Annotated in this window: 16 protein-coding genes; 8 read left to right on the top strand and 8 right to left on the bottom strand. The window is 62.9% G+C overall.

Annotated features, from left to right (window positions below; translation table 11 throughout):
- Nucleotides 1–235 precede the first annotated feature (235 nt).
- The 6 genes from ABB27_RS08200 to ykgO form a co-directional block, all read right to left on the bottom strand.
- On the bottom strand, nucleotides 236–1468 hold the full coding sequence (locus ABB27_RS08200; protein ID WP_057628217.1) for a TraB/GumN family protein: 1233 nt from the start codon (nucleotides 1466–1468) through the stop codon (nucleotides 236–238).
- Nucleotides 1461–1991 carry a GNAT family N-acetyltransferase gene (locus ABB27_RS08195; protein WP_057628216.1) on the bottom strand — a complete coding sequence of 177 codons (531 nt, stop codon included), beginning with the start codon at nucleotides 1989–1991 and terminating at the stop codon, nucleotides 1461–1463. Before ABB27_RS08195 ends, ABB27_RS08200 begins: the two co-directional genes overlap by 8 nt.
- Before the next feature lie 11 nt (nucleotides 1992–2002).
- Nucleotides 2003–2890, bottom strand: coding sequence for a carbon-nitrogen hydrolase (locus tag ABB27_RS08190; protein ID WP_057628215.1), 888 nt, complete (start codon nucleotides 2888–2890; stop codon nucleotides 2003–2005).
- Nucleotides 2891–3200: 310 nt separating this feature from the next.
- Nucleotides 3201–4238, bottom strand: coding sequence for an agmatine deiminase family protein (locus tag ABB27_RS08185; protein WP_057628214.1), 1038 nt, complete (start codon nucleotides 4236–4238; stop codon nucleotides 3201–3203).
- Nucleotides 4239–4308: 70 nt separating this feature from the next.
- Complete coding sequence (locus ABB27_RS08180) at nucleotides 4309–4638, bottom strand: hypothetical protein (protein ID WP_057628213.1); 330 nt, start codon at nucleotides 4636–4638, stop codon at nucleotides 4309–4311.
- A gap of 198 nt (nucleotides 4639–4836) precedes the next feature.
- Complete coding sequence (gene ykgO / locus ABB27_RS08175) at nucleotides 4837–4962, bottom strand: type B 50S ribosomal protein L36 (protein ID WP_057628212.1); 126 nt, start codon at nucleotides 4960–4962, stop codon at nucleotides 4837–4839.
- 191 nt (nucleotides 4963–5153) lie between these two features.
- Here ykgO and cmk point away from each other — a divergent pair, with 191 nt between their 5' ends.
- The 8 genes from cmk (at nucleotide 5154) to galU (ending at nucleotide 13464) form a co-directional block, all read left to right on the top strand.
- A complete protein-coding gene (gene cmk / locus ABB27_RS08170) occupies nucleotides 5154–5828 on the top strand; it encodes a (d)CMP kinase (protein WP_057628211.1) in 675 nt (224 codons plus the stop codon).
- Between the two features lie 192 nt (nucleotides 5829–6020).
- Entirely contained in the window at nucleotides 6021–7706 is a 1686-nt protein-coding gene (rpsA, locus tag ABB27_RS08165) for a 30S ribosomal protein S1 (RefSeq protein WP_057628210.1), read from the top strand.
- A gap of 89 nt (nucleotides 7707–7795) precedes the next feature.
- On the top strand, nucleotides 7796–8101 hold the full coding sequence (locus ABB27_RS08160; protein WP_057628209.1) for an integration host factor subunit beta: 306 nt from the start codon (nucleotides 7796–7798) through the stop codon (nucleotides 8099–8101).
- Nucleotides 8102–8195: 94 nt separating this feature from the next.
- Nucleotides 8196–8495: a lipopolysaccharide assembly protein LapA domain-containing protein gene (locus ABB27_RS08155; protein WP_057628207.1), complete on the top strand. Its 300-nt coding sequence runs from the start codon at nucleotides 8196–8198 to the stop codon at nucleotides 8493–8495.
- 6 nt (nucleotides 8496–8501) lie between these two features.
- Nucleotides 8502–9680 (top strand): lipopolysaccharide assembly protein LapB, encoded by a 1179-nt coding sequence (lapB, locus tag ABB27_RS08150; RefSeq protein WP_057628205.1) that lies wholly within the window; start codon nucleotides 8502–8504, stop codon nucleotides 9678–9680.
- A gap of 24 nt (nucleotides 9681–9704) precedes the next feature.
- The gene (locus ABB27_RS08145; protein WP_425477513.1) at nucleotides 9705–10655 is read left to right on the top strand and encodes an MraY family glycosyltransferase; all 951 of its coding nucleotides are present in this window, start codon (nucleotides 9705–9707) and stop codon (nucleotides 10653–10655) included.
- 14 nt (nucleotides 10656–10669) lie between these two features.
- Entirely contained in the window at nucleotides 10670–12586 is a 1917-nt protein-coding gene (locus ABB27_RS08140) for a polysaccharide biosynthesis protein (protein ID WP_057628201.1), read from the top strand.
- On the top strand, nucleotides 12586–13464 hold the full coding sequence (gene galU, locus ABB27_RS08135) for a UTP--glucose-1-phosphate uridylyltransferase GalU (protein ID WP_057628199.1): 879 nt from the start codon (nucleotides 12586–12588) through the stop codon (nucleotides 13462–13464). Before ABB27_RS08140 ends, galU begins: the two co-directional genes overlap by 1 nt.
- A 398-nt stretch (nucleotides 13465–13862) precedes the next feature.
- On the opposite strand, the gene ABB27_RS08130 is transcribed toward galU, so the two are convergent.
- Together ABB27_RS08130 and ABB27_RS08125 are read right to left on the bottom strand one after the other, a co-directional pair.
- Nucleotides 13863–15071 carry an acetyl-CoA C-acyltransferase gene (locus ABB27_RS08130; RefSeq protein ID WP_057628198.1) on the bottom strand — a complete coding sequence of 403 codons (1209 nt, stop codon included), beginning with the start codon at nucleotides 15069–15071 and terminating at the stop codon, nucleotides 13863–13865.
- A 79-nt stretch (nucleotides 15072–15150) separates the two neighbouring features.
- Entirely contained in the window at nucleotides 15151–17523 is a 2373-nt protein-coding gene (locus ABB27_RS08125) for a 3-hydroxyacyl-CoA dehydrogenase/enoyl-CoA hydratase family protein (RefSeq protein ID WP_057628196.1), read from the bottom strand.
- Nucleotides 17524–17549 lie beyond the last annotated feature (26 nt).

Genomic DNA, 17549 nt, shown 5'->3' with positions numbered 1-17549 from the left:
AAAAGCCCAAGCAAAAGCCCAAGCAAAAGCCCAAGCAAAAGCCCAAGCAAAAGCCCAAGCAAAAGCCCAAGCAAAAGCCTGAAGCCTTTTTGCGGCCGTAAGCCGAGGTGCCGCAGCAGACGCAGAAGCGTGAGAGCTAATCCCCTCTCCCGCGTGCGAGAGAGGGGTAGGGGTGAGGGCAGCTCTTCAGCTTTTGAAGCTTTCGATGCCCTACAGCTTCAAAAGCCCCAAGCCGTCACCCAGCCAACTTGCCATAAACGCTGAAACCCGTCAGCCAAAGCCCCAGCATGCTGCCCAGGTTGGTCAGCATGAAGGTCAGCACGATGCGGGTGACCCGGTTGCGATACCAGCCCTTGGCGCTCTGCGCGTCATCACGCAGCTGCAGGAAATCCTGATAGGTCGGCTTGCGCAGGCGGGTTTCCACCAACGCAGCAAATGCGCCAGTAGGAATACTCAGGCGGAACGGCTTGAACGGCGCGACAACAATCGCGGTCAGGATGCTCAGCGGATGGCTGGCAGCCAACAAGGCGCCCAAACCTGCCAAGCCGCCGGTATACATCGCCCAGGTCAGCAGCATGTCAGCACCCATGCCCATGCCGCCCTTCCAGAAGCCAAAGCCAATGCCGCCCAGCACGATGGCCAGAATGCCCAGCGTGATCCAGGGGATGTTGCGCTTCTTCGGCACCGACTCCAGCTGCTCGCGCAACGGGCCGGGAGCTTCGGTATCGGTTTCCAGATAGCGGGCCAGGCCGGCCAGATGGCCTGCACCAACCACCGCCAGCACATTGCGCTGTTCGCTGTTGTGTTCTTCGCGCAGGCGCGTGGCCATGTAGCGGTCGCGCTCGCCGATGATGGCCTGGTACAGCGCGGGGCTTTCATTGGCGAATTCGCCGAAGCTCGATTCCAGCATGTCGCCTTGCTTGAGCTTTTCGATCTCGTCCTCGCCGACATCCTCGGAAGAGAACAGCCCGGCACCCAGGCCCATCACCAGCTTGATCTTGCCGAAGAAGCCCAGGCTCTGTGAGGCGCGGCGGAAGGTCAGGCCGACGTCGCGGTCGATCAGATGCACCGGCAGGTTGCTGGCCTTGGCCAGTTCCACCGCACGCTTGAGCTCGGCACCGGGTTCGATGCCCAGCTGCTCGGCCAGCCGCCGCTGATAGGCGGCCAGGGCCAGGTTGGCGGCAAACAGCGCTACGCGCCCTTTGCGGATTACTTCAACCAGATCCAGCTGTGCCAAGGCGTTGGGATTGGTCAGCGCCTGCAGGCGCTGCGGGTCCAGTTCCACTGCAACGGCATCGAACTGACCGCTGGCGATGGCTTGCTCCACCGCCTGCACGCTGGCAGCGGAGACGTGGGCGGTGCCCAGCAGGGTGTAGCGCACGCCGTCGCGTTCAACCACGCGCACAGGCTGGCCGGCCAGCAGTTCGCCGGCGGATTCAACAGAGGAGTCAGTCATTGCTTCATTCATTGGAAGGGGCGCTGTCGGCACCGTCGCCGAGTGCGCGTTGCATCTGCACCGTATCCAGCCAGCGCCCGTGCTTGCGGCCAAGGCCGCGGAAGATGCCGATCAGCTCGAAGCCGAAGCGTTCGTGCAGCTTGATCGATGCGGTATTGGTTGGTTCGCCGATCACCGCGATCATCTGCCGGTAGCCGCGTGCGGTGCACTCGTCGATCAGTGCCTGCATCAAGGCGCGGCCAACGCCTTTGCCCTGGAAGCGACCATCCACATAGACCGAGTTCTCCACGGTCCACTGGTAGGCGATGCGCGCACGGTAGCTGTTGGCGTAGGCATAGCCGGCGACCTCGCCGTCAACGGTAGCGACGAGGTAGGGGAAGCCGCGCGTGGTGATGTCCTGCATGCGCTGCGCCATTTCCGCTTCGCCGGGCACCTCGTACTCGTAGGTGTTGACCAGTTCGCGGACTTCCACCGCGTAGATCGCGGTGATGGCCGGGATGTCGGCCGGTGTTGCGGGGCGCAGTTGCAGGCTCATCGCAGGTCCAGTCAGTCGATGTAACGCTTGAGCAGATCGCCGTAGGCATCGATGCGGCGATCACGCAGGAACGGCCAGATGCGACGCACGTGCTCGCTGCGCTGCAGGTCGATCTCGCAGACCAGCAGGGTCGGGTCGGTGCCGGCTTCGGCGATGAATTCACCCTGCGGACCCAGCACATGGCTGTTGCCCCAGAAGTTGATGCCCGATGCGCCCAGCGGCGAGGCTTCGTGGCCGACGCGGTTGCAGCTCAGTACCGGCACGCCGTTGGCCACGGCATGGCCGCGATGGCTCAGTACCCAGGCATCGCGCTGGCGGTTCTTCTCGTCCTGCATGTCGTCCGGGTCCCAGCCGATGGCGGTGGGGTAGAGCAGCAGTTCGGCGCCGGCCAGCGCCATCAGGCGGGCGGCTTCCGGATACCACTGGTCCCAGCAGACAAGCACGCCAAGGCGACCGACCGAGGTATCGATCGGCTTGAAGCCGATGTCGCCCGGGGTGAAGTAGAACTTCTCGTAGAAACCCGGGTCGTCAGGGATGTGCATCTTGCGGTACTTGCCCAGCAGGGTGCCGTCCTTCTCGAACACCACGGCGGTGTTGTGGTACAGGCCGGCGGCGCGGCGCTCGAACAGCGAGCCGACGATCACCACTGCATGCTTCCTGGCCAGTGCACCCAGGTGCTCGGTGCTGGGGCCGGGGATCGGTTCGGCCAGGTCGAACTCATCCACCGACTCGTGCTGGCAGAAGTACGGGCCGTTGTGCAGTTCCTGCAGCAGCACCAGTTTGGCGCCCTGCGCAGCAGCCTCGGCCACACGTGCGTCGATCACCGCCAGATTGGCGGCGGCATCACCGTGGTTACGCTCCTGGACCAGAGCGACGGTAAGGGGGCTGCGCGAGTTCATGCTGCGATCCTGCGGGGGAAAACGCGCATGTTAGCGCGGATGTGCGTCTGCGTTGCGGCTGCGGCTGAACAGAGGGCGTTGCAGGGCGCGTAGGCGCTTCGTGCCGCCTCTGGGTAGAGCCGAGCCAGGCTCGGCTGAGCATGTACGCGACGGATCCGGTTTGCATGCTGCCGGATCGAAATGCAGCCGTAGGTGGCTTGGTGTTATGGCTTGAACCCCTCTTCCGCTGGCGGAAGAGGGGGGATGTCGACGGCTATTTTCGCCGGTAAAGCCTCTGCCTAGCATGGCTCGGCACTACGGTTGCCGTTGCTTAGTTCTTCAGCAGGCCGGCGGGGAGCTGCATGGTGATGCAGTGCAGGCTGCCGTTCTGCCAGATCAGCGAGCGGCAGGGCACCTGCACGATTTCGCGGTCCGGGAAAGCCTGGGCCAGAACATCGCGCGCAGCGTTGTCTGCAACGTCACCGTAGGCGGGCATCAGCACCGCGCCGTTGATGATCAGGAAGTTTGCGTAGGACGCGGCCAGGCGGCGGCCTTCGTCCAGCACCGGTTCTGCCCATGGCAGGGGGAACAGGCGGTACGGCTGGCCGTCGCTGGTGCGCAGCGCGGCCAGTTCGGCGCCCATGGCCTGCAGCTCGGCGTAGTGCGAGTCCTGCGGGTCATCGCAGTTCTGATAGACGATGCTGTCGACCGAGGCAAAGCGGGCGAGGGTGTCGATGTGGGCGTCGGTGTCGTCGCCTTCCAGGTAGCCATGGTCCAGCCACAGCACGCGGTCCTGCTGCATCCACGCCGCCATGTCCGCGCTCAGTGAGGCGCGGTCACGGTCCGGGTGGCGTTCGTGCAGGCAGTTCCAGGTGGTCAGCAAGGTGCCGGCGCCGTCGGTATCGATGGCACCGCCTTCCAGTGCGAACGGAATGCTGCGCACCTGTGCGTTGTTGAACACCTGCGCCTGGTCCAGCACGCCGACCAGCTGGTCGTCGAGGCTGGCTTCGAATTTGCCACCCCAGCCGGTGAAGCGGAAATCCAGCAGCTGGAAGCTGCCGTCGGCACGCTTGAGGGTGATCGGGCCGGAATCGCGCAGCCAGGTGTCGTCGTAGGCGGCGGTGACGAAACGCACCCGATCCATCTCCACGCGGTTGGAGCGCAGGCGCATTTCCGCGTAGGTCTCGATGTCATCATCGGCCACGCAGATCAGCACTGGCTGGAAACGGGTGATGGCGCTGACCAGCGCGATGTAGGTTTCCTCGACCTCGGCCAGGCGTTCGGCCCAGTCGGTGTCGGCGTTCGGCCAGGCGATCAATACGCCGGACTGGGTTTCCCATTCGGCTGGAAAGCGGAGCGTTTCGTTCATTCTTCTCGGATGCAGTCGGCCCGGTTGGGCGTTGGGAGCAGCAGGCCGGGGCCTGCTGCCGGGAAAGGGCTCAGCGGATCGGTGGCTTGGGGCCGACTTCGTCAGGGCTGGCCTGGCGGGCCACCACGTCAATCACGCGCTGCCGTTCGAAATACACGGTGAAGGCCGGGTAGACCCAGCGGTTGATGGTCGGCCATTGGCGCTTCTGGCCGCCGCGCGGGTCCATGCGCTCGCTGGGCGCGCCGAAACGGGCTTCCACCTGGGCCATGCTCTGGCCGCGGGTCGGAATCGCTTCGGCAGGTTTTTCCTGCGCGCGCTCGATCAACAAGGTGTCGGCCAGTGCTGCCGGTGCGGCAGCCAGTGCGGCGATCAGGCCGAGAATCTTCAAGGTTTGCTTCATTGGTCACATCTCCCCAGAGGACAGGCTGCGATTACAGCAAAAAACGAAGCCGAAAGTACGGGTTCATGTCGTTTTTAGTGAGCTCGCTCAGCATTGCGTCAGCGCTGCGTTCGGCCCGTTACGCAAAAAGCCGCCCGAGGGCGGCTTTTTGACGTTACCCGATCCTTGCGGATCAGGCGCTGGCTTGCGCCAGTTGGCTCAGCGCTGGCGAGCCTTGAAGCGCGGGTTCGACTTGCAGATCACGAAGATCTTGCCGCGACGGCGCACAACCTTGCAATCACGGTGACGGGTCTTCGCCGACTTCAGGGAGGACAGAACTTTCATGACATACCTCGGCGGATACTAGTAAGGAGATCTTAGGAGCGTGGCCGCGGATATGCAGGATAACGCCCGTTCAAGCCCGCCATTCTACCGGGTAATTCCACGCCGGTTCAAGTGCTTGCGTGCAAACAGCTGCCGGTATGGCGGTGCGGGGCGCTAGAATAGCCTGATTCTCGCTCCAGACAGGCCTCCAGATGAGCCAGCTGCCCCCCGTTCTTACCATTGATGGCCCGTCCGGGGCCGGCAAGGGTACCGTCAGTCGCATCGTTGCCCGCCAGTTGGGCTGGCACTACCTGGACTCCGGTGCGCTGTACCGCGCGGTGGGCGTGGCCGCCAGCTGGGCCGATATCGACACCTCGGATGCGTCGGCGCTGGTGCGCTGCACCTTTGATACCAGGGTGCAGTTCGTGGAGCAGGGCGAAAGCCTGCGGGTGCTGGTCAACGGTACCGATGCGACCGATGAACTGCGGCTGGAAACCACCGGGGCGCTGGCCTCGGCCATTGCCGCCATTCCGGAGGTGCGCGCGGCGCTCAAGGAGCGTCAGCGCGCATTCAGGGTTTTACCGGGGTTGGTGGCCGACGGCCGTGACATGGGGACCGTCATCTTTCCGGACGCCCCATTCAAGGTTTTCCTGACTGCGAGCGCCGAGGAGCGGGCTGAAAGGCGGCATAAACAGTTGAAAGAAAAAGGGGTTTCGGTTAACTTTGAAGACCTCCTGCGTGAGATCATGGCCCGCGACGCCCGTGATGCACAGCGCGCAGTGGCGCCCCTGAGGCCGGCCGAAGACGCCGTCCTCATCGACACCAGCGGTATTGGCATCGACGACGTCGTTGCCAAGGTGCTGGGTCTGGTTTCCAAGGAAGCCTGACCCTGGCTGCGTTGAGTGCGATCAGTTGATCGATCGCAGTCGCACCAAAGATGTTGCAACAACCCGCTGCGCAATGGTGCGTGGTGGGCTTTTTCATTCACATGCGGCTGCCGTCATGGGGTCGTCCAACAGGCTGGACAGTACGGGTTTTCGCAACAGATCCGCTGTCCATATGTTCAACTGAGAAATCTAATGACCGAATCATTTGCAGAACTGTTTGAAGCCAGTCAGGCCAATCTGGCCAAGCTGAAGCCCGGTGCCATCGTTATCGGTACCGTCGTTGATGTCCGCGGCGACGTGGTGATCATCAACGCCGGCCTGAAGTCCGAAGGCATCGTGCCGATCGAACAGTTCCGTAACGACGCTGGTGAGATCGACGTGGGCGTGGGCGACCAGGTCAAGGTTGCCCTCGACTCGATCGAGAACGGCTTCGGCGAAACCGTCCTGTCGCGCGAGAAAGCAAAGCGCGCCATGGTGTGGGACGAGCTGGAAGAAGCGTTGGAAAAGAACGAAACCATCACCGGCCGCATCAGCGGCAAGGTCAAGGGTGGTTTCACCGTGGACATCAAGGATGTCCGCGCATTCCTGCCCGGTTCGCTGGTCGATGTGCGCCCCGTGCGCGACCCGGCCTACCTGGAAGGCAAGGAGCTGGAATTCAAGCTCATCAAGCTGGACCGCAAGCGTAACAACGTGGTCGTGTCGCGTCGTGCAGTTGTCGAGAGCGAGCACTCGGAAGAGCGCGAGCAGCTGATGGACAAGCTGCAGGAAGGCGCCATCCTGAAGGGTGTCGTCAAGAACCTGACCGACTACGGCGCATTCGTGGACCTGGGCGGTATCGACGGCCTGCTGCACATCACCGACATGGCATGGAAGCGCGTGCGCCATCCGTCCGAAGTCGTGAACGTCGGCGACGAGCTGGACGTGCGCGTGCTGAAGTTCGACCGCGAGCGCAACCGCGTTTCGCTTGGCCTGAAGCAGCTGGGCGAAGATCCGTGGGACAACATCGCACGTCGTTACCCGGCCAACAGCCGCGTGTTCGGCAAGGTCTCCAACGTGACCGATTACGGCGCGTTTGTTGAGATCGAGCCGGGCGTCGAAGGCCTGGTGCACGTGTCCGAGATGGATTGGACCAACAAGAACGTCAACCCGTCCAAGGTTGTCCAGGTTGGTGATGAAGTCGAAGTGATGGTGCTGGACGTTGATGAAGAGCGTCGCCGCATCTCGCTGGGCATGAAGCAGGTTGCTGCCAATCCGTGGGAAACCTTTGCCGCCATCTTCAAGAAGGGCGACAAGGTTTCGGGTCAGATCAAGTCGATCACCGATTTCGGTATCTTCATCGGTCTGGACGGCGGCATCGACGGCCTGGTTCACCTGTCGGACATCAGCTGGAACACCACCGGCGAAGACGTGGTTCGCAACTTCAAGAAGGGCGACACCCTGGACGCAGTGGTCCTGGCCGTCGATCCGGAGCGCGAGCGCATCTCGCTGGGCGTCAAGCAGCTTGAGCAGGATCCGTTCGGTCAGTACATGGCTGCCAACCCGAAGGGTTCGAAGGTCGAAGGCGTCGTGAAGGAAGTTGACGCCAAGGGCGCAATCATCGAGCTGGCTGACGGCATCGAGGGTTATGTCTCGGCACGTGACGTCGCCAACGAGCGCGTCGACGATGCGACCCAGTTCCTGAAGGTCGGCGACAAGGTCGAAGCCAAGTTCGTGGGCATGGACCGCAAGGGCCGTACCCTGCAGCTGTCGATCAAGGCCAAGGACGATGCCGAAATGCGCGAAGTGCTGGAGGAATACCAGTCCTCTTCGGCATCCAGCGGCACCACCCAGCTGGGCGCACTGCTGCGCGCACAGCTGAACGGCAACAAGTCCGAGTAATCGGCCTGCTGTAAGTAGTTGTGACCTGAGCGGCCCGGACATCAGTCCGGGCCGCTTCAGGGTAAGACCCTGCCATTGACGAGTACGCAATGACCAAATCCGAATTGATCGAAATCCTCGCGCGCCACCAGGCGCACCTGAAGGCCGATGATGTCGATCTGGCGGTCAAGTCATTGCTGGAAATGATGGGTGGGGCGTTGTCCTCCGGGGATCGCATCGAGATCCGCGGTTTCGGTAGTTTCTCCCTGCATTACCGCCCGCCGCGCCTGGGCCGCAACCCGAAGACGGGTGAGTCGGTCGCGTTGCCGGGTAAGCATGTGCCGCATTTCAAGCCGGGCAAGGAACTGCGCGAGCGCGTAAGTTCGGTGGTGCCGCTGGAAAGCGACCCTGCCTGATTCACCTTGTTCGTGTTCTGCAGCGGATTGAATGCTGCGAATTCATGCGCTGAACGGTAAGCTACGGGCTCTTGTTACAGGAGTAAGCCGGCGCATGAAGATCGTTCGATTAGTGGTCCTGCTGGCGGTGTTGATAGGTGGCCTGGTGATCGGCTCGCTCAACTCCCAGGCCATCGAAATCAGTCTTGCGTTCTGGGTGCTCAAGACCACCTCGGGTATCGCGATCATTGCTTCGTTGCTGCTGGGTGCATTGGTCGGCGGCGGCATGGTGATGGCTGGCCTGGTCGTACCCATGTACGCCAAACTGCGGCGCGCCAACAAGGCTGCTGCCACAGCATCGCCCGAGCCCGCCACGCCTGCTGCGCAGGCACCTTCTCCCTTTGACGGACGCTGAGCAACGATGGCCTTCATCAGTGAATGGTTCTGGTTTTTCCTGTTCCTGCCGATCGCCGCGCTGGGCGGCTGGGTAATCGGGCGCCGCGGCGGCCAACGCCATAGCGAGAACCAGGTCAGCCGTCTTTCCAGTACCTATTTCCGTGGCTTGAACTATCTGCTCAACGAGCAGCCGGACAAGGCCATCGAGTTGTTCCTGCATATCGCCGAACTGGACAAGGAAACCTTTGAGACGCAGGTCGCCCTCGGCCACCTGTTCCGCCGTCGTGGTGAAGTGGATCGTGCGATCCGCCTGCACCAGGGCCTGGTCAATCGCAATGATCTGAGCGATGCGCAGCGGGTACAGGCGCTGCTGGCGCTGGGCGAGGACTATATGAAGTCCGGCCTGCTGGATCGGGCCGAAACCGTGTTCAGCGAGCTGGCCCAGCTGGACCAGCGTGCGCCGCAGGCATTGAAGCACCTGATCAGCATCTACCAGGCCGAACGCGACTGGGAAAAGGCGATTGAGAACGCCACCCGCTACGAAGCGGTGACCGACGAGCCGATGGGCAAGTTGATTGGTCAGTTCGAATGCGAGCTGGCTGAGCGCTATCGTGCGGCAGGCCGTCTGGATGATGCGCGTGCGGCCATCAACCGGGCCAATGCGGCCGATGCGATGAGTGTGCGCGCAGGCATCATCGAAGGCCGCCTGGAAAGTGATTTCGGCAACGACGAGGCCGCGGTGCGGGCCTTCGAGCGGGCAGCACGTAATGACCCGGACTACCTGCCGGAAATCCTGCCGCAGTTGATGAAGAACTACCGCAATGTGGGTGATCTGGCCGGCGCGCGAGCGTTCCTGGCGGAGATGACCGAGCACTATCGCGGCATCGCTCCGGTCCTGGCGCTGACCCATTTGATGGAAGAGCAGGAGGGAACTGCGCCGGCGCGTGCCTATCTGGGGCGTCAGCTCAAGGACCGGCCGTCGGTGCGGGGCGAGTCCGCCCTGATCGACCTGACTCTGGCCGAGGGCGCAGATCCGGTTGCGACCCTGCAGGATCTGAAGCACATCACCGACCAGTTGCTGGTACGCAACCCCGCCTATCGCTGCACGCGTTGCGGGTTTGGCGCGCGTACCCATCATTGGCAGTGCCCGAGCTGCAAGGAATGGGGTACGGTCAAGCCGCTATTGAACTACGCGGTGCTCTGAGTGCAGGGATTGCATTACTGGCCATTGCTGCTGGTGTTGATCACCGCAGCCGCGGTGACCTGGCTGGCAATCCGCTATGCGCATTGGCGGCGCTTGATCGACCAGCCCGGGGAGCGGCGCAGCCACAACGTATCCACGCCACGTGGCGGCGGTATTGGCATCGTCGTCTCGCAGTTATTGGCCTGTGTGCTTGGGGCGCTGTTGCTGCCGGAATATTCGGCGGCGCTGCTGGTGTTCGCGTTGGGGCTGCTGCTGGTTGCGGGTATCGGCTGGTGGGATGACCACCGTTCCCTGCCGGCGCTGCCGCGCTTGTGTGTGCACCTGTTGGCCGGCCTGCTGCTCGGCGGAATTGTCTGGTTCGGGACTGGAAGCCTGCTCAAGGCCGTGTTCTGCTTTGGCTTGGCGGTGTCGTTGGTCAACATCTGGAATTTCATGGATGGGATCAACGGCCTGGCGACCACCCAGGCGATTCTGGTGGGACTAGGGGCTGCCTTGCTGCTGCCCGGCAGCTACGCCTTGGCCGGCTGGGCGCTGGCGGCGGGATGTGCGGGGTTTCTGCCTTTCAACTTTCCGCGGGCGCGCATTTTCATGGGTGACGTCGGCAGCGGCGCGCTGGGTTACCTGGTGGCCGGCGTGCTGGCGCTCGGCCTGAGTGTTACCGACACAGCGCCGGTGCTTTGGTTGATGTTGCCGGCAGTGTTTCTTGCTGATGCAGGTTTCACATTGCTCTCACGCATGCTCAAAGGGGAGGCATGGATGCAGCCGCATACCCAGCACCTCTATCAAGGTTTCGTGAAGCGTGAATACAGTCACACGGCTGTTACGTTGGGTTATGCCCTCTTCACCCTTGTGGGGCTTACACTTGCAGCGCAATTTTCAAGGCTTCCCCTAGGTTGGGGGTGGGCAGGGGGCGTGACCTGGCTGGCTGCTACGGCAGCGGCCTGGGGGTTCCTGCGTGCCACGGCACTCAAATAAGGACAGAATTTTCTATGGCATCTTGGCACGAGCGCTTTGCAGGTGGTGGCCCGCGGTACGCGGTGATGCTGCACGACCTGGTCATGGTGTGGCTCTGCTGGCAGTTGCTGCTGATGGCCCGCTTTGCGCTACTCGACGCCGGCCCGGTGCATCCATGGTTCACGCTGGACGCGATGGTCGTTGTCGGCATCCAGGCGGTGGCGTTCTGGAGGGTTGGCCTCTATCGCGGGCTTTGGCGTTTTGCCTCCGTTGCTGACCTGATCAACATCTTCAAGGCCTCGTTCATCGGCCTGCTGGCGATCGTTGTTGTGTTCTCCTATCGCCGCCTGGAAGGCATCCCCATCTCGGTGTTGGTGGTGTATCCGTTTGCATTGTCGGCGTTGCTGGGCGGGCCACGCCTGTTGTACCGCGCCTGGAAGGACTATCAGGCCATGCATTCGGATGCCAGCGCGCGGCGCGTGCTGGTGCTGGGTGCAGGCCAGGCCGCCGAATCCCTGATCAAGGACTTGCGTCGGTCCGGCGATTATGAGCCGGTGGGCTTGCTGGATGATTCCCCACATCTGCAAGGTGCCTGGGTACACGGCGCCGCGATTCTGGGAACCTTGGATGATGTTGCGCTGGTGGCCAGGGAGACCAGCGCCAAGTTGCTGGTGATTGCCATTCCCACGCTGGATGCCGCCGGCATGCAGCGGGTGGTGGGCCTGTGTGAAAGCACGGGTCTGCCGTTCCGTACCGTGCCTCGACTTGCGGACGTGCTCGAGGGCAGCTCGCTGCCGGGTCAGCTCAAGGAAGTGGCCATCGAGGACCTGCTCGGGCGCAAGCCAATCCTGCCGGATTGGGAGCTGCTGCGCAGCTGGTTGCGTGGGCGCACGGTGCTGGTGACCGGCGGTGGTGGTTCCATTGGCTCGGAGTTGTGCCGGCAGTGTGCGCGGCACGGCATATCGCGCATCGTGGTGCTGGAAATCAGTGAGTTGCTGATGATCAATATCCAGGCCGAACTGCGCAGAAGTTTCCCGGACCTGGAAGTGCATGGCGTGCTCGGCGACTGCGGTGATCCGGCCGTCATCCGCCATGCCTTGCGCAGCTACAACCCGGATACGGTATTCCATGCGGCGGCATACAAGCAGGTGCCACTGCTGGAGGCGCAGCTGCGCGAAGCGGTGCGCAACAACACCTTGTCGACCGAATGCGTTGCCACGGCCTGCATTGAAGCCAAAGTCGAGAACTTCGTTTTCATCTCCACCGACAAGGCCGTGGATCCGGCCAACGCGCTGGGCGCGACCAAGCGTTACGCCGAGATGATCTGCCAAAGCCTGAACAAGCGTGCTCCGCATACCCGCTTTGTCACGGTGCGCTTCGGCAATGTGCTCGGTTCAGTGGGCAGCGTGGTGCCGATGTTCCGTGAGCAGATCCGCAAGGGTGGCCCGATCACCGTTACCCATCCGGACGTAAGCCGCTACTTCATGACGATCCCCGAGGCTTGCCTGCTGATTCTGCAGGCAGCAGCGTCGTCGTCACGCGGGGCGATCTACATGCTGGATATGGGCGAGCCGGTGTTCATCCGTCATCTTGCTGAGCAGATGATCCGCCTGGCAGGCAAGCAGCCCGGGGTTGATATTCCAATCATCTATACCGGCTTGCGGCCCGGTGAAAAGCTGCACGAAAGCCTGTTCTACGAAGATGAGAACTGCCAGCCCACGGCCCACCCCAAGGTAATGGCTGCAGGTGTGCGCGAGTTTTCGCCAGAACTGGTATTGAGCAATGTGACCGCGCTGCGAAAGGCGGTTGCGGACTACGATATCGAGGCGATGAGGCATATTTTGGGTACAACGATTCCCGAATTCCTGCCAGCCAATGATGTTGGTGCGCAGACGGGTACTGCCAACATCGTGCCGTTCCCCACCTCCAAAGAAGTCGGAAGAAACCACTGATGCACGGTCGTATCAAAAAAGCAGTGTTTCCCGTTGCCGGGCTTGGGACGCGTTTCCTGCCTGCAACCAAGACGGTACCGAAAGAGATGCTGCCGATCATTGATCGACCGCTGATCCAGTACGCGGTCGATGAAGCGATCGAGGCGGGTTGCGACACCTTGATCTTCATCACCAACCGCTACAAGCATGCGGTAGCGGACTATTTCGACAAGGCCTACGAGCTGGAACAAAAGCTCGAGCGTGCCGGCAAGCAGGAACAGTTGGAGCTGATCCGCCACGTGCTGCCCAAGGGCGTGCGCGCGGTATTCGTGACCCAGACCGAAGCGCTGGGTCTAGGCCATGCCGTGCTCTGTGCCAAGGCAATTGTCGGCAACGAGCCGTTTGCGGTTCTGCTGCCCGATGACCTTATCTGGAACCGGGGTGAAGGTGCCTTGAAGCAGATGGCCGACCTCAACGAGGCCAGCGGTGCCAGCATCATCGCGGTGGAAGACGTGCCGCACGACAAGACCGGCAGTTACGGCATCGTGGCCACCGACAAGTTTGATGGTCGCAAGGGGCATATCACCCAGATCGTCGAGAAGCCCAAGCCGGAAGATGCGCCCAGCGACCTGGCGGTTGTCGGCCGCTATGTGCTCAGTCCGAAGATCTTCGGGCTGCTGGAGGCGACCGGCACTGGTGCTGGTGGCGAGATCCAGTTGACCGATGCGATCGCGCAGCTGTTGAAGAGCGAGCCGGTGGATGCCTATCGTTTTGAAGGCAAGCGTTTTGACTGTGGCACCCATCTGGGACTGGTCGAGGCGACTGTCCGCTTCGCGCTGGAGAACGAGAAGCTGGCCGGGCCGGCGCGCGCGATGATGCAGAAGATGCTGGCGGAGTAAGCGCTGGGAGTTTCGGAGCCTGGTGTTGTTTGCTGGGCTTGGTGCGTATGAAAGGCAGCCGGAAGGCTGCCTTTTTGTTTGTGGTGCTGTGCAGTTGTTTCGTGCGAGCGAAAAAGCCACGCCTCTCCCCAGCCCCCGCTCCGCGCCCCGGCCTTTGCGCTGGCGCAAAGGCGCTCAGAGAGCAGCGAACCAAGGGTTCGCAAACTGCTCTCGCTCGCCCCGCGAGGGGAGAGGGGCTACAGCTGCAGTTGCACAGGATGCTTGCGCTCGCGGTGCATTAGCCCCTCTCCCCTTGCGGGAGAGGGGTTGGGGAGAGGGGTAGCTCTTCGCCACAAACACAGCAGAAAAAGAAGGCGGCCTTGCGGCCGCCTTCTTCAATCAATCTTGCAACAAACCGCTTACAGCGACTCAAAAATACCCGCAGCGCCCATGCCGGTACCAATACACATCGTCACCATGCCGTACTTCTGCTGGCGACGGCGCAGGCCGTGCAGCAGGGTGGCGGTACGGATCGCGCCGGTGGCACCCAGCGGGTGGCCCAGGGCAATGGCGCCGCCCAGCGGGTTGACCTTGGACGGGTCCAGGCCGCAATCACGGATGACTGCCAGCGACTGCGCGGCAAAGGCTTCGTTGAGTTCGATCCAGTCCAGCTGATCCTGGCTCAGGCCAGCCTGTTTCAAGGCCTTGGGAATAGCGGCGATCGGGCCGATGCCCATCACTTCCGGGCGCACGCCGGCGACCGAGAAGCTGACGAAGCGGGCCAGCGGGGTCAGGCCGTAATCCTTGATCGCCTGTTCCGATGCCAGCAGCACCGCACCGGCGCCATCGCTCATCTGCGAGGAGTTGCCGGCGGTAACCGAGCCGCCGAACTGGCCGTTGCGGAACACCGGACGCAGCTTGGCCAGGCCTTCAGCCGACGAGTCCAGGCGCGGGCCTTCGTCGGTGTCGGCCAGCTTGTTGCGGGTGATGATGCGCTTGCCATCGGCCAGGTCAGGCAGGTGCGAGACGATATCGTAGGGGCTGATCTCGTCCTTGAATTCGCCGTTCTGGATCGCAGCGATGGCCTTCTGGTGCGAGGCCAGCGCGAACGCGTCCTGCTCCTCGCGCGAGACCTTCCATTCCTCGGCCACCTTCTCGGCAGTGATACCCATGCCGTAGGCAATGGCGACGTGATCGTTGTCGAACACGCTCGGTGCCATCGCGATCTTGTTGCCCATCATCGGCACCATCGACATCGACTCGGTGCCGCCGGCCAGCATCAGGTCGCTGTTGCCCAGGCGGATCTGGTCGGCGGCCATGGCCACGGCCTGCAGGCCGGACGAGCAGAAGCGGTTCACCGTCTGCGCGGCGATGGTGTTGGGCAGGCCAGCCAGCAGCACGCCAATGCGTGCGACGTTCATGCCTTGCTCGGCTTCGGGCATGGCGCAACCGATGATGGCGTCGTCGATGCGGTTGACGTCCACGCCCGGGGCTTGGGCGACCACGGAGCGAAGCACGTGGGCGAGCATGTCGTCCGGACGGGTGTTGCGGAACATGCCCTTGGGCGCCTTGCCAACCGGGGTGCGGGTGGCGGCGACGATGTAGGCGTCCTGGATTTGCTTGGTCATTGCAGTGATCTCTTCAATAGGTGTGAGCGTGAGGGCGGGCGAGGGCGGCGCTGGCAACGCCACCCCGAGGCACGCTCACTCAGTTCCGCAGCGGCTTGCCGGTGGTCAGCATGTGCGCGATGCGGGCCTGGGTCTTTTCCTGCTGGGCCAGTTCAACGAAGTGCTTGCGCTCCAGGGTCAGCAGCCACTCTTCGTCGACCACGGTGTTGCGATCGACCTTGCCGCCGCACAGCACGGTGGCGATGCGCTCGGCGATCTCGTAGTCGTAGGGGCTGATGAAGCGGCCTTCGAGCATGTTGACCAGCATCATCTTGAAGGTGGCGATGCCGACGTCACCGGCCACGCGGATGCGGCGTGCCGGCAGCGGCGGACGGTAGCCGCCTTCGGCCAGTGCTGTGACTTCGGCCTTGGCGATGTGCAGCAGCTCGAAGCTGTTGAACACGACCTTGTCGGTGCCGCGCATCAGGCCCAGTTCCTTGGCGTTTACCGCCGAGTTGGAGACCTTGGCCATGGCCACGGTTTCAAAGGTCTTCTTCAGCTCGGCGAACACGTCGCCGTCCGTACCAGCGGCCTGCGAGGCACGCACGGCGATTTCCTTCAGGCCACCACCGGCCGGCAGCAGGCCGACACCGGCTTCGACCAGGCCGATATAGCTTTCCAGCGCTGCAACCGACTTGGCCGCATGCATCTGGAATTCGCAACCGCCGCCCAGCGCCAGGCCACGAACCGCGGTGACAACCGGCACGGTGGCGTACTTGATGCGCTGGCTGGTGCGCTGGAAGTTGGCAACCATCGCCTCGAACTCGGCGAACTTGCCGGCCTTCAAGGCGCCAAGCGCGCCGGACAGGTCAGCACCGGCGGAGAAGGGCTCCTTGTTCTGCCAGATCACCACGCCCTTGAACTGCTTCTCCGACAGGCCGATGGCGTGCTGGATGCCGTCCAATACCTGGTCGGAAACGGTGTTCATCTTGGTCTTGAAGCTGATGACGCCGATGCCGTCACCGTCGGTCCACAGGCGGATGCCGTCGTTCTCGAACACGGTCTCGCCCTGGGCGAACTTCTCGCCCAGCAATGCATCCGGGAAGCGCTGACGCTGGTAGACCGGCAGCGACGAACGCGGCACCAGTGCATTCTGGGTCGGGCTGTAGCTGCCTTCGGCGGCATGCACACCGTCACGGCCGTCCAGCACCCATGCCGGCAGCGGCGCATTGCTCATGCTCTTGCCAGCGGCGATGTCGTCGGCGATCCACTGCGCCACCTGCTTCCAGCCGGCGGCCTGCCAGGTCTCGAACGGACCCAGCGACCAGCCGTAGCCCCAGCGGATGGCCAGGTCCACGTCGCGTGCGGTTTCGGCGATATCGGCCAGGTGGTAGGCGCTGTAATGGAACAGGTCGCGGAAGGTCGCCCACAGGAACTGTGCGTGCGGGTGCTGGCTCTCGCGCAGCTTGGCGAACTTCTCGGCCGGGTTCTTGATCTTCAGGATCTCGACCACTTCCGGCGCGGCAGCGCGGTCGGCCGGTCGGTAGTCCTGCTTCTCAAGGTCAATGACCATGATGTCCTTGCCGACCTTGCGGAAGATGCCGGCGCCGGTCTTCTGGCCCAGCGCACCCTTGCTGATCAGCGCGCCCAGCCATGCCGGCGCGTTGAAGTACTTGTGCCACGGGTCGTCAGGCAGGGTGTCGCCCATGGTCTTGATGACGTGGGCCATGGTGTCCAGGCCAACCACGTCGGAGGTGCGGTAGGTCGCCGACTTCGGGCGGCCAACCAGCGGGCCGGTCAAGCCGTCCACTTCATCAAAGCCCAGGCCGAACTGCTGGGTGTGGTGGATGGTGGACAGGATCGAGAACACGCCGATGCGGTTGCCGATGAAGTTCGGGGTGTCCTTGGCGTAGACCACGCCCTTGCCCAGGTTGGTGGTCAGGAAGGTTTCCAGGCCTTCCAGCACCGCCTTGTCGGTGGCCTTGGCCGGGATCAGCTCGGCCAGGTGCATGTAGCGCGGCGGGTTGAAGAAATGCACGCCGGTGAAGCGGTGGCGCAGTTCTTCCGGTAGCACGTCGGCCAGCTTGTTGATGCCCAGGCCCGAGGTGTTGGAGGCCAGCACCGCGTGTTTGTTCACGAATGGCGCGATCTTCTTGTACAGGTCCTGTTTCCAATCCATGCGTTCAGCGATGGCTTCGATGATCAGGTCGCAGTCACGCAGCTGCTCCAGACCGGAGTCGTAGTTGGCCGGGGTGATGGCTTCGGCCAGCCCCTTGCTGGCCAGCGGTGCCGGGCTCAGCTTGCCCAGGTTGGCAATGGCCTTGAGCACGATGCCGTCGGCAGGACCTTCCTTGGCGGCGAGGTCGAACAACACCGTGTCGACGCCGGCATTGGTCAGGTGGGCGGCGATCTGCGCACCCATGACGCCTGCGCCAAGGACGGCGGCGCGGCGGACAAGCAGGGAATTGGACATATCGATAAACCTTTGGTCTGCGATGA

This window comes from Stenotrophomonas terrae, from assembly GCF_001431465.1.
GTDB classification, from domain to species: domain Bacteria; phylum Pseudomonadota; class Gammaproteobacteria; order Xanthomonadales; family Xanthomonadaceae; genus Stenotrophomonas; species Stenotrophomonas terrae.
Note: the sequence above shows the minus strand (reverse complement) of the source record. Positions and strands in the feature narration are given on the sequence as shown.

Excerpts from the sequence above, each read along its gene's own strand:
- galU (WP_057628199.1), top strand. The coding sequence starts at position 12,586 with ATGCACGGTCGTATCAAAAAAGCAGTGTTTCCCGTTGCCGGGCTTGGG.
- ABB27_RS08140 (WP_057628201.1), top strand. The coding sequence starts at position 10,670 with ATGGCATCTTGGCACGAGCGCTTTGCAGGTGGTGGCCCGCGGTACGCG.
- ABB27_RS08130 (WP_057628198.1), bottom strand. The coding sequence starts at position 15,071 with ATGACCAAGCAAATCCAGGACGCCTACATCGTCGCCGCCACCCGCACC.
- ABB27_RS08180 (WP_057628213.1), bottom strand. The coding sequence starts at position 4,638 with ATGAAGCAAACCTTGAAGATTCTCGGCCTGATCGCCGCACTGGCTGCC.
- rpsA (WP_057628210.1), top strand. The coding sequence starts at position 6,021 with ATGACCGAATCATTTGCAGAACTGTTTGAAGCCAGTCAGGCCAATCTG.
- ykgO (WP_057628212.1), bottom strand. The coding sequence starts at position 4,962 with ATGAAAGTTCTGTCCTCCCTGAAGTCGGCGAAGACCCGTCACCGTGAT.
- ABB27_RS08160 (WP_057628209.1), top strand. The coding sequence starts at position 7,796 with ATGACCAAATCCGAATTGATCGAAATCCTCGCGCGCCACCAGGCGCAC.
- ABB27_RS08200 (WP_057628217.1), bottom strand. The coding sequence starts at position 1,468 with ATGAATGAAGCAATGACTGACTCCTCTGTTGAATCCGCCGGCGAACTG.
- ABB27_RS08155 (WP_057628207.1), top strand. The coding sequence starts at position 8,196 with ATGAAGATCGTTCGATTAGTGGTCCTGCTGGCGGTGTTGATAGGTGGC.
- ABB27_RS08185 (WP_057628214.1), bottom strand. The coding sequence starts at position 4,238 with ATGAACGAAACGCTCCGCTTTCCAGCCGAATGGGAAACCCAGTCCGGC.
- ABB27_RS08125 (WP_057628196.1), bottom strand. The coding sequence starts at position 17,523 with ATGTCCAATTCCCTGCTTGTCCGCCGCGCCGCCGTCCTTGGCGCAGGC.
- cmk (WP_057628211.1), top strand. The coding sequence starts at position 5,154 with ATGAGCCAGCTGCCCCCCGTTCTTACCATTGATGGCCCGTCCGGGGCC.
- ABB27_RS08190 (WP_057628215.1), bottom strand. The coding sequence starts at position 2,890 with ATGAACTCGCGCAGCCCCCTTACCGTCGCTCTGGTCCAGGAGCGTAAC.
- ABB27_RS08195 (WP_057628216.1), bottom strand. The coding sequence starts at position 1,991 with ATGAGCCTGCAACTGCGCCCCGCAACACCGGCCGACATCCCGGCCATC.
- lapB (WP_057628205.1), top strand. The coding sequence starts at position 8,502 with ATGGCCTTCATCAGTGAATGGTTCTGGTTTTTCCTGTTCCTGCCGATC.